This window comes from Humibacter ginsengisoli (genome assembly GCF_054780095.1).
This window is the reverse complement of record NZ_BAAGWZ010000017.1, coordinates 1-1,195: the sequence shown is the minus strand read 5'-3', so window position 1 is coordinate 1,195 and position 1,195 is coordinate 1. Positions and strand designations below refer to the sequence as shown.

Annotated in this window: 2 protein-coding genes; both read right to left on the bottom strand. The window is 67.1% G+C overall.

All coding sequences use genetic code 11. From position 1 onward, the window contains the following. Positions 1 to 870 (bottom strand): transposase (locus tag ACYVI5_RS18880; protein ID WP_460581601.1); only part of this gene is annotated, 870 nt, incomplete at its 3' end. Between the two features lie 17 nt (positions 871 to 887). Further along, the coding region (locus ACYVI5_RS18875; protein ID WP_460581600.1) for a transposase at positions 888 to 1,195 on the bottom strand (308 nt) is incomplete at its 5' end.

The following is a 1,195-nucleotide window of genomic DNA, read 5'->3' as shown; positions in this document are numbered from 1 at the left end:
GAGGTGGACGTCCAGGGGCCGGTTCCAGGCGATCGCTTCGTGCGGGCGCACGGTGTTGTATTCGATGCGGTAGTCCTCGGCGCGTTCGACGAGCTCGAGGGCGTCGGGGATCTCGTCGAGGAACAGCCGCTCGTATTTCAGTGTCCCGAATCCGCGCTCGCGTGACCCGTTCTGCCCCGGCGTGCGGACCCTTGTCCGGACATGCTTGAGCTCGGGATGCGTGGTGATGAAGAGCTGGAAGTTCAGTGACCGGAACGGGCCGCCGTTGTCCGTCACGATCGTCAGCACCGGCTCCAGTTCGCCCGTGTCGGGATGAATCGGGCAGGTATCCACCAGAGGCCGCCCGAACATGCGCTCATAGTCGGCCAGGGCGATCTCGATCGCAGCGATCGCATCATGCTGATTCGCGGTCGGCGAGGTGTGGAACCGGTGCTCCAGCTTGGAGTACCAGTCTCGGCACCCCGCGATCCGCCACGTGCCCCCAGTGGTGGTCTCGAACTCGCTGAAGTCCAGTTGCCACACCTGGTTCGGACCGGTCGGGGTCCTCGCGAACGCCGCCTTGCGCTCCGCAGCGAGCTGACGACGCTCCCGCTGATACTCCGCAGGCAGGAGCAGCCCCTCGTCGCGGAGAGCACGCAACACGGTGGACTGCGAGACTCGGTGCCCGTCGTGGCGGACCATCGCCCACACCTTCCGGTGTCCCCATGCTGGGTGCTCCAGCGCATGCCTCACCAACAGCGGGCGGGCGGCGGTCCGCGCAGGCTGGGGCCACGGACCCTTCGGCGGCCGCGCCTGCTTCGCCTTCGCCTGCCACCGCCGATACGAACGCTCGGGCACGCCGATCAGCTTCACGAACCTCGCGGTCGGCATGCCCGCTTCCACACGGATCACCTCGAGGTCCGCGAAGGGCCCAGCCGGCCCTCCGCGCTCTTCTTCCACACCCGGATCTCCACCGCCGCCTCACCCAGCGCCTGGGTCAGATCTGCAACCTCATCCTCAAGCTGCTGCTCACGAGTCGATGGGCCCGACTTGCCCGCCGCCAGCGCCGTCTTGCCTCCCTCGAGAAACTCCAGCTTCCACCGACCGATCGACTGCTCACTGACCTTCTCCCGACGAGCGGCTTCCGCGATCGAGACCTCACCAGCCAGGACGCTGAGCACGATCCTCGTCTTCTTCTCCACCGGGACCACAGGTG